Origin of the sequence: Prevotella pallens, assembly GCF_900454935.1 — a bacterium.
Lineage (GTDB): Bacteria > Bacteroidota > Bacteroidia > Bacteroidales > Bacteroidaceae > Prevotella > Prevotella pallens.
In genome coordinates, this window is the sequence record NZ_UGTP01000001.1 from 1,283,351 (window position 1) to 1,294,325 (window position 10,975).

The 10,975-nt window shown below is 32.9% G+C and carries 8 protein-coding genes; 2 read left to right on the forward strand and 6 right to left on the reverse strand.

Annotated features, from left to right (window positions below; translation table 11 throughout):
- Positions 1–222: 222 nt before the first annotated feature.
- The 6 genes from DX009_RS05470 to DX009_RS05495 all read right to left on the reverse strand — a co-directional run bounded on the left by DX009_RS05470 (position 223) and on the right by DX009_RS05495 (position 8,246).
- On the reverse strand, positions 223–1,362 hold the full coding sequence (locus DX009_RS05470; RefSeq protein WP_115083286.1) for a zinc ribbon domain-containing protein: 1,140 nt from the start codon (positions 1,360–1,362) through the stop codon (positions 223–225).
- A 10-nt stretch (positions 1,363–1,372) separates the two neighbouring features.
- Positions 1,373–3,307, reverse strand: a complete 1,935-nt coding sequence (locus DX009_RS05475) for a peptidase U32 family protein (protein ID WP_115083287.1) — start codon at positions 3,305–3,307, stop codon at positions 1,373–1,375.
- A 406-nt stretch (positions 3,308–3,713) separates the two neighbouring features.
- Positions 3,714–5,030 (reverse strand): DHHW family protein, encoded by a 1,317-nt coding sequence (locus DX009_RS05480; protein WP_115083288.1) that lies wholly within the window; start codon positions 5,028–5,030, stop codon positions 3,714–3,716.
- 7 nt (positions 5,031–5,037) lie between these two features.
- Positions 5,038–6,051, reverse strand: coding sequence for a DHHW family protein (locus DX009_RS05485; RefSeq protein ID WP_115083289.1), 1,014 nt, complete (start codon positions 6,049–6,051; stop codon positions 5,038–5,040).
- 11 nt (positions 6,052–6,062) lie between these two features.
- A complete protein-coding gene (locus tag DX009_RS05490) occupies positions 6,063–7,499 on the reverse strand; it encodes an MBOAT family O-acyltransferase (RefSeq protein WP_115083290.1) in 1,437 nt (478 codons plus the stop codon).
- 33 nt (positions 7,500–7,532) lie between these two features.
- A complete protein-coding gene (locus DX009_RS05495) occupies positions 7,533–8,246 on the reverse strand; it encodes an SGNH/GDSL hydrolase family protein (protein WP_245944592.1) in 714 nt (237 codons plus the stop codon).
- Positions 8,247–8,857: 611 nt separating this feature from the next.
- On the opposite strand from DX009_RS05495, the gene DX009_RS05500 reads away from it, so the two are divergent.
- Positions 8,858–9,634 (forward strand): cell division ATP-binding protein FtsE, encoded by a 777-nt coding sequence (locus DX009_RS05500; RefSeq protein ID WP_115083292.1) that lies wholly within the window; start codon positions 8,858–8,860, stop codon positions 9,632–9,634.
- Positions 9,635–9,655: 21 nt separating this feature from the next.
- On the forward strand, positions 9,656–10,972 hold the full coding sequence (locus DX009_RS05505; RefSeq protein ID WP_115083293.1) for an aspartate kinase: 1,317 nt from the start codon (positions 9,656–9,658) through the stop codon (positions 10,970–10,972).
- Positions 10,973–10,975 lie beyond the last annotated feature (3 nt).

A 10,975-nucleotide genomic window follows, 5' to 3' on the forward strand; every position in this document is an offset into this window, starting at 1 on the left:
ATTTCACTAGACACTTTTTTGTTATATTAACTACTTCCATAGACATTCCCTTACTATGCCTACTGGATAGTTGGATACAGGTGAAGCATTTATGCTAGATAATAAACATCTTATGTTGTTTCATTTTCTTTTATAGAAATATAGAAGTGATTTTTTTAACAATCATCTTCGTTTCTGAAGTATTCTCACCTCTTTTCTACCGAGCCTGTATATATCTATATTTCATTCATTCATAACCCCACAATGCGGGCAACGTCCCTTTCGATGAAGACGAGCGCCACAGTTTCCACATTCGTAGGTATCACTACTTAGCTTTATCCAAATGTGAATGGCATAATAGATATAAGCTAATAGAAGTAAATATCCTATATAATATAAGGTGAGAACCGAAAATATTATATAGTCTACTGCACAGATAGCAACCAATCCTGATAAATACATAAAGGCATCGTTTGTGCGAAGTAGACGACGAACATCATCAACGACAGCAATAGCTACAAGCAACATAGCCCACACCAACAATAGGAAGATATTTAAGAGTAAAGGTTGTGAAAATGGATTAAACGATGGATGGAAATAGAACTCGCGCCATGTTTCAGGAGCAAATAGTTGTATACTTGCATAGAACGTTGCAGATGTAGCTACAATAATAGCCAACAATGTAGGATAGAAAGAATTTATATCGTTGAAGTGTACTATATTGGCATTGTGCTTCATTATCTTTCGCATTAGATAACTTAAGCCTATCAACGAGATTATAACTAAGAATATAAGCAAGTGAGTATTGGAGAACAAAGAAATGAACTGTGATATGGGTGTATCTGGGTCTACTGCATTTAATAATTGCTTTTCGCGTGCCCAGCCAAATGCAGAATCTTCAGTAGCAACACGCACCCACACAGAATCAATGGTATCGTTTGGAAGAATACGAATATCGGCTACTACTAATGGTTTTCCTTTGGTTACAGCAAACGAATCGGTCTCTAATTTATTAACTATTTCTTCCGGTTGTTGCCGTAAAAGCATTAGCGTGTCTTTGTTTACAACAAAATTAAAGCCTTCGGAATAATGATGTTTCACACGAAAAGCAAATGAATCTAATCGTGTTGTAGTTCCTGCCCAATCTATACTATTATTGGTTTCTTTCTTCAAATTGGGTGAGTAGTGTCGCCCCTTTAGTATTCGGCTGGAGATTTGTGTTTCTTGAATACTATCGGGAATACTAAAGTTTGATGGAGTTTTCTTATGATAACAACTTATTGAAACAGATGAAAAAAAAAGCCATAACATCATTGCTATAAGAGAAATAGGCATTTCACGTAGACTTTTTCTTGGCAAAATATGTTTTAATAGTTCTTCCATTATTTGGTTGTTATTCTGCGTATATATTCATCTGACAATCTTTGCAATCGAACTCTAAACGAAAGCGACGTTTATCGCCTAATACTAAGTATAATGGTTCACGCCACGTTGGAACCTTTCCACCATGAACTAAACAATAGCCTAATGAATAGCGAATGCAATGACGACACTGCATAATAAGAGCATCTCTCTTCATTGCTTTCGTATCCATACATTCGAAAGCTGAACCAATATTTATACCTTGCTCTGTGTAAAATGCTCTTGCTTTACTATTAGAAACATTATACAGATAGGGGAACTTTTTATATTTTGATGGATTAATATTATGGCTACCTAAGACTGGTATATTACATGCATTAGGTTCATCATGTTTGTCTAAGTCTCGTATTGTTAATAATTGGTGTTCAAATGCTTCAATAACATTGCGTCTTAATTCTGTTAGTACACTACTCGGAATAAAAAATTGATCAGCATTCTCGTCAATCTCTATCTCATCACAAAAATAAATTGTATTACCCAACTTGGTAAGTTGTCGAATTATATTATCGTGTTGAGGCTTCTTTGCCTTTTGATGTTCAAATTCGATTGAGACTTTTACTTCTATCTTTGGAGTGGCGATATTACTTAAATGAGCTGCTAGAGAATAACCTTTATGGGTTTTCTCAAACTGCATTGTAATGGGAATTAAACGCACTGCTGATTCACTAGAGAGTTTTTTCTCAAATGCTTGGTCTTGATTTCTATACAAACTTACACCTGGCTTTAAATCTTGAGGCATCTTGTAGGGAAACAAGCGGTTTCCAGTTGCCTTATTTACACGAAATCCTTCTAATATTTCTGTAATTTTTGACTCGCCATTAGGCTGACGCTTAATAAAACACAAACCATCGCCATTAGAAAAACTTGCAGTTGAAGAAACATTAAACGAATTGTGGCGTATTTCTTTTACTTTACCAACATATTCTCCTAATGCTTTGGGCGTATTAGGTGAGAATATCCCTTGCTGCCGTCCATTAACAAAATAGTGAGTATATCCACGATTAAAAGTTTTATTAAGATTAGGAGTAAAGTTGTATTCTACCCTACCAAACGAGGCACGTTGAAATTCATTAGGGTATTTTGCTATAATTTCATTTAAACGTTGACTATATGCCGATACAACATTCTTCACATAATTTACATCTTTCAGTCTACCTTCTATCTTAAAGGCACACGCCCCCGACCTCATTAATGCTTCCAAATTATCTATCTGGTTCATATCTTTCAACGAAAGAAGATATCTTTGATGTTCTATTGTGGTACCATTTGAATCTATAAGGTCGAATGCCATTCTGCAGAATTGTGCACACGATCCACGATTTGCTGAACGGTTAAAACAATATTGAGAAGCATAACAAATACCACTATAACTAACACAGAGTGCACCATGTACAAATGCTTCCAGCTCTACTTCGGGAACTGCTTTATGTATATTAGCTATTTCTTTCACAGACAATTCACGTGCTAACACCACACGTTCAAAACCTAAAGATGCAAGCCAACGCACTTTCTCTATAGTTCGACTATCACATTGCGTACTAGCATGTAGCGACATTTTTGTATGTAGCTGCTCTTTGCACGCTTTCAACAATCCCATATCCTGAATCAATAAGGCATCTACATTTGCTTTTTCTAATTTGCAAATAAGTTGCAACATATCTTCCAGCTCATTTTCGTAGATAATAGTATTTACTGTTACATGCACTTTTGCTCCAAACTTATGGGCATATTCACATAACATTGCTATATCTTCTACACTATTTCCTGCCGAGTGCCGTGCACCAAACTTAGCTGCACCGATATATACGGCATCTGCACCGTGATTTATCGCAGCTATTCCACAAGCTAAATCTTTAGCAGGAGCTAAAAGTTCTATTGTTTTTATGTTATTGTTTGCATTCTGCATTACAATGCGCAAAGATAGCTAATAAATAGGAAAGAAGGCACAAGACTTTTATAAAAATTCTAATATAAAGAAATCTTTATCTACTTCATCTTTGCTTATATATAATATGATATCGGATTTAGACAAACAAACATCTCATTTCATTAATAGCATAATAAAAGATATCAATCTGCAATACTGCCAAACGAAATCTATTCTTTAATGCTAAAGTTACAATAAAAAGAGCAAATAACCCTCTTACTTTTAAGGCTAGAGGGTTATTTGTTTATTATATTTCACACATATTCAATTTATACACACACAAATTAAAGTAGGTATTCTTAAAGGCAAAAGCTATTACACGCATTTTACCAGAAAGAAATTACTATTTGTACCTTGTATTGATAACGAAAAGGCTAAATTTAATTTATTGGTCTAAGAATTTTAAATATTTCTTACCTATTTTTGGAGAGTACGCATTGAATATGTTGTTTGCAAAAAGAATATCCGTAATCTTATTATCACGTACAAACTTTTTCATATTCTTTGGGAAATAACGAGTATCTACCACTTGTATTTGTTCGAAACTAAAGAAGAGATAACCTGGCAGAGCATTTCCAAAACTATCTTTCAAAATTAGTAAATGTCGTTTATTCTTCACAGGTGTAGTAACTTTTGCTATTCTAGCATCTCCTCCCATAAATGTACAATATGCTCCAGCATTACCATCTCGATAGTGAACAAAGAATTGCCCTTTTCGGATTGTGGGTTTACCTATTATATTATAGCTTTTATCCAACTTATAATCTTCGTACTCAGTTGTATATTTCAAATTCTTTGGTACATAGAAAACAAAATCTTCTGGTGCATTCTTTATAGAAATATCTTGTGCATAGCCATACATACTACCAACAAACTTATGAACTACACGACGTTCATAATTATTCAATGTTTTAAATGGAACTTGTGCTACACGAGCAAACTCTTGTGCTGCATAATATGCTCCAAGTGGCGCCCAATGATGGTCGGTACGTAAATAAATTGGCTCATTTACGTGTTTCGAAAGAGGCGTATATACATTTACAGCTTTCACATCTTTATCTAAATGACTGAAAATATTGTTTATAGTTGCTCGCTGACTATTCGTACAACTTTTTGCCTGATCGGGACAATAAAATTCTATTGCTGTTGGAATTACCATACAATATACGTTTACTTTCGGACCAAACACTTGTTTATACTTATTTGCAGCTTCTGCATACGCAACACCACCATGTGATCCGCCACCATAAGCCATTAAAGCTCTTACATTTTCACCACTTCCAATTACTACTATACCACGATTTGCTATTTTGGCATTTTCGTTTGCGGCAACTGTATTCTTATATTCTCCAACTTCTCTTTCATCGTTTTCTTCTTCCATCATACTTTTAGAATCTTTCGAAGAAGTTGCTGCATGAAATTTCACTTGTTCTTCTCCAGGTGCAGTAATACCTAAGAGATTTTTTTGCTTCATACTAATCATCATAAAGAAATCTCTGTAAGGTTCACTATCACTAAACCAAGAGTTAATATTCTTTGTGAAATCGCCTGTTCGCAAACTTTCGAACGAATATTTAGGAAACTGCTTTAAATCGCGCTTTTCCAATATAGAGAATGTACTACGCGGTAGAAAGTTGAAAACGCAAACTAGAGCAGTAAAAATTATAGCGATAATAGAAATATAGATATTATCTTGTTTCATAAATTTATTATTTCTTTATTGGACGATTCAGCATATTCAGCAATGAATTAGATGTTCCTTGAGAATAAGCGTGTTGTATATTATTAACTATAAGTAAATCGGTGATATTATTTTCAGTAGCATAGTGCTTTATGTTTCCTTGAAAATATCTGAAATCGACAACATATATATCTTCAAACGAAAAGAATAAGAAAGCTGGCAATGCATTACCAAAACTATCTTTTATAATAAGCAATCGGCGTCCATTCTTTGTTGGTGTTGAAACGTGTGTTGCACGAGTATCACCCCCCATAAACGTACAATATGCATTACTACTTCCATCATTATATTTCCAAAAGAAATTACCATCAACAGCTGGTTTTGTCCCCACTACACGTCTATTCTGAAGAATATACTCTATATATGTTGTTTTTATCGGACAATTTTTAGGAGTATAAAAGATAAAATCTTCAGGAGAGCTTTTCATTAACGTTGCATCGCCAGAAAAATGTGCCATACTTCCAACGAAACGATGTATAGTTTGTTGTTCGTACGAAGATAAATTGCGAAATGGAACTTTAGCAACACTTGCAAACTGTTGTGCTGCATAATAAGCAGCTAAAGGCAACCAATGATGATCGGTGCGAGCATAAATAGCTTCGTCTTTATGTTGCTCCAATATATTCCAAAGATCTATTTTTTTTACCTTATTATCTATATGTGCATACATATTATTAAGTGTAGCACGTTGCGAATTTGTTTTCACTTCTGTATAATCTTCAGGCCAATAAAATGCACTCGATATCGGAATTATCATATTGTACACTTGAATTTCATCGCCCATAGCTTTCTGATATGCATTTATAGCATCAGAATACCAAGTTCCACCTTCGGCTTTTCCTGTAAAAAATGACATTGCTCTTAATAGCGAATCGTTTTTTACCACAATAATACCATTACGTTTTTTAAACACCTGTTGAGCTTGCACAACAAAAGGCATAAAAAGAAGACTATAAATAAATAATAGTGTATACCGTTTCATATTATATTCGTTTAAAAGCGTGTATATATAAAAGCATTATTTGTTGCTCCTACAAGTAGTGCTACACTTAAGAAAAGTAAGCACAAAGATATTACTACTCGTGTTACAAGTGCTATATTTGTACGTAATGTTTCTGATTTTATTTTAGAGAAATGCTTATTCACAAAATCATAAATTGGCATAGAGAATATTATACCTGCTACCCACAACCAGAAATTATTAAATAATGCTGTTTGTGCAGCGAAGTCCATAATCTTTTCTGTTCGCCCAAAGAAGATGTAAAAGAAATGTTGCATTTGTGTAAGATTGGTAAAATAAAATATTCCCCAACCAACAACTACAAGAATAAGACTATAAAAATGGAGAAATATTTTTGGTATTTTATTTATAACTTTCAGCAAAGTATATTTCTCAAGCGTTACAATTATACCAAAATAAACACCCCACAATATAAAATTCCAGCTTGCACCATGCCACATTCCTGTAAGAAACCATACAACTAATATATTAAGTACCTGATGTTTCCGGTTTCCTCCCATTGGAATATAAACATAATCTCTAAAGAAACTTCCTAACGATATATGCCATTTACGCCAAAAATCGGTAATAGAGGTACAACTATATGGATGTTTAAAATTTTCTGCAAAATGAAAACCTAAACAACGTCCAAGTCCAATTGCCATATCACTATAACCACTGAAATCGAAAAATATTTGGAAAGTAAATGCAGCAATACCTACCCAAGCTCCTAAAGTGGTAAGTTGTGGTAATCCGCTCTGTAAAAACTGATTGGCTATTTCTGAAAACTGATTAGCTAATATTACTTTTTTACCTAATCCAATTAAAAATCTGTAAGAACCTTCAACAACATCTGTTCGGGTTATATGACGACTATTTATTTCTTTTGCTATAAGATCGTAACGTACAATTGGTCCTGCAATAAGTTGTGGAAACATTGAAATGTAGAGTAATAAATCTACAAAACGTTTCTGACTATCAGCCTGCTTGCGATAAACATCTATAAGATAAGAAATGCTTTGAAATGTATAAAAACTAATTCCGATAGGCAATGCTATATGTGGAATAGGAAGAGGAATTCCTATATAATTGAGCGATTCTGCAATAAAGCCTGCATATTTAAATGTGCCCAATATAAGAAGATTACAAATTAATCCAATAACAAGAGCGAGTTTTCTATGTCGTTCTTGTTTATCAATACCTATTCCTACAAGATAGTTTATAAAAACACTTATTATCATTAAGAAAACATAAGTAGGTTCTCCCCAAGCATAAAATATGAGCGAGAAAACTACTAATACTGCATTGCGAGCAGTTGTTTGGTTTATGCAATCATTCTTTCGCATCTTATCCCACAGGTTAGCAAACAAATAGCAAACCATAAACAATGGAATAAACACGAATAAGAAAAATAAATCCGAAAATACCATAAATTAGTTTGTATAAAAATATTTAGTACTATTTTATTGAATGAACTCTTTAATTTTTTTTGCAATATAATCCCCTACTCTTTCCGCTCCTGACGGATTTGTATGCGTTCCATCTAACGTATAAGTTAGTTTGTTTTTTTCTTGAAGCGGATTAATTAAATTTATTGTATCTAAACGTATTACGTTAATATTTAAATATTCTCCACATGCCGAAATAACATCAGAAACTTTTGAAATTAAGTTTGTAGAAGCCTGTGTTGTAAACATTGGAGTAACAAGGATTATTTTACTTTTTGGGAAATTTTTCTGCAACAATTCACAATCTAGTTTCACAGTCCGTGCAAGAGATAATGCCTGTTGATGTTTCTTATTTTTTAGAGTAAAAACATCTTGCACACTTTCAGAAAAAAGTTGTGGACGTTTATTTTGAAACCATGCATCGTTAGTTCCTGCCATAACAAATATATAATCGGGCTTAGAACATCTAAGTTCTTTTGTATCTTTTATTAAACGCAAAACCTGATTGAGGACAACATTATTGTCTGATAGCTTTTCTTCATACAATAAAATATCTCGCTTTGTATTTTTAGTATGCGACCATGTAGCCCCACTACGTGCATAATTCATACTATTTTTTATAGAGAACTCTTTACAAAACCAAAAACTCCAACTACGTGGGTTAGAATTATCTTTTCCACCAGTCCACAAATTTGAATCGCCAAGAAATACAACATTTTTATTTGCCAAACTATTTGTAGAGCTATTAGTTTGTTCACAATTGACACCGTGCAGATTTTGCACTATTATGAATAACCCAAAAGCTATTCCTATTCGAAATGATGTGTATATTTTATGAGACATAGAGTCGTTCTTTTTTAGAGCTCCATATATTTATTTTTTGCGGCTGCAAAAGTACAAATAAAAACCGATAAATAAACCACCTATATTAGCAAAATATACTAAATATCATTAAGCGAATGTTCTAAATCAATACATTATATTTATATTACACCAGATATTTGTCTTAGTCATTCTTATTTTCCTTATTGTTTTATTCCATATATTTCCCTCCGCTTTATTATTTCACCATTGTTTAGAAATGTGCATTTTAGAGGATAAATAGGGACAAATATTTTTTATTATATTTTTAAAATTTGTAATTACGTTTTCAAAAAACACAATAATAAATCATCGAAGGTTTTATTATTATTCATTTTCTTTAATTCCATAACAAACTCAAAATTGCGAATAAGTTAATAAAAAATGCTATTAATGGCTTTTTTTACAAATAAACAAGGCAAATCATTTTTTTTTCTTATCTTTGCATTAGATATAATGAAATCTCAAAAAGACATACGATGTTAGTAAATTATTGTAAAGTAAATATTTTTCAAGACGAGAAACAAGTTCTTAAAAACGTAGACTTTCAGGTAGATGAAGGCGAGTTTATCTATATTATAGGGAAAGTTGGTTCAGGTAAAAGTTCCCTTCTGAAAACCATTTATTGTGAACTTGATATTTATGCAGACGATGCTGAGGCTGCAAACGTTCTAGGACAATCATTATTAACATTAAAACGTAAGAACATTCCTGCCCTTAGAAAGCAGATGGGAATTATTTTTCAAGACTTCCAATTACTGCATGATAGGAACGTTTCTAAGAATCTGGAATTTGTGTTAAAGGCAACAGGCTGGAAAGACAAACAGGCAATTTTTCAACGCATAAACGACGTGCTTGATGAGGTTGGAATGCTGGATAAAAAAGAAAAAATGCCAAGCGAACTATCTGGTGGCGAGCAACAACGTATTGCTATTGCACGAGCTTTATTAAATCGTCCAAAAATGATTATTGCCGATGAGCCAACAGGAAACCTTGATCCAGAAACTGCTACTAAAATTGTTGGCATATTAAAACGTGCTTCAGAAGATGGTACTGCAGTTATTATGTCAACACATAATATTCATCTTCTAAATCAATTTCCAGGAAAAGTTTTTAGATGTAAAGATGGTGAATTTAAACTGGTTACCGAAAATTCTAAAACAAAAGATTTAATAGAGAATAATGAACCATTAGAAGCAATGGTAGAACCTCTCGATTTTGTAGATGATAACGAAGAAACTTCAAATAACGAATAAGGTAACATATAGAATATTGTTATGAAAGTAATGAAATTTGGTGGCACCTCTGTTGGTTCTCCAGAAAGAATGAAAGAGGTTGTAAATCTAATTCTTAAAGATAAAAAAGAGGTATTTGTTGTTCTTTCTGCAATGAGTGGTACAACAAACACGCTTATAGAAATAGCCGATTATTTATATAAAAAAAATCACGAAGGTGCAAACGAGATAATTAATAGGTTAGAACAGAAATATATATCATATATTGATGAGCTTTATTCTACTAACGAATATAAAGAAAAGGTATATAATTTCTTTCAAAAAGAATTTAATTATCTAAGGTCGTTTACAAACGATATTTTTACTTCTTTCGAAGAAAAAAGTATTGTTGCGCGCGGAGAAATTTTATCTACCAATATGGTAGTAAACTATCTGCTGGAGAATGGTATAAAGGCGAAATTAATTAATGCGCTCGACTTTATGCGTACTGATAAAAATTCGGAACCAGATGCAGTTTACATAAAGGAAAAATTATCTGCCATAATGGCTTCTAATAATGATTACCAAGTTTATATAACTCAAGGCTTTATTTGTAAAAACGCATACGGAGAAGTAGACAATTTACAACGTGGCGGATCAGATTATACTGCTTCATTAGTAGGAGCTGCAATTAATGCAGAAGAGATACAAATATGGACAGATATAGATGGAATGCATAATAACGACCCTCGTATTGTTGAAAATACAGAAGCTGTTCGCCAATTAAATTTTGAAGAAGCATCAGAACTTGCTTATTTTGGCGCAAAAATATTGCACCCAACTTGTGTTCAACCTGCAAAATATGCTGGTATACCTGTTAGATTAAAGAACACAATGGAACCAGAGGCAGATGGTACTATTATAAACAACATAATGGAACGTGGCAAAATTAAAGCTATTGCTGCAAAAGACAATATAGTTGTTATAAAAGTACGCTCAAGTAAAATGTTTGGTTCACCAGGATTTCTTCGTAAAGTATTCGAAGTTTTTGAAAGTTATCAGGTTTCTACTGACCTTATTGCAACAAGCGAAGTGGGAGTTTCTATAGCTATTGAAGACACAACTCATTTAGAAGAAATTACAGCCGAGCTAAAAGCTTGTGGTACAGTTACACTTGATACCAATATGTGTATTGTTTGTGTTGTAGGAGATTTAGCGTGGAATAATATTGGATTTGAGATAAAGGCTGCTGATGCATTAAAAGATATTCCTGTAAGAATGATTAGCTATGGAGGAAGTAATTACAATATATCTTTCTTAATAAAAGAGGAAGATAAAAAATATGCATTACAATCTATCTCTAATGCGTTATTTAACTAATAG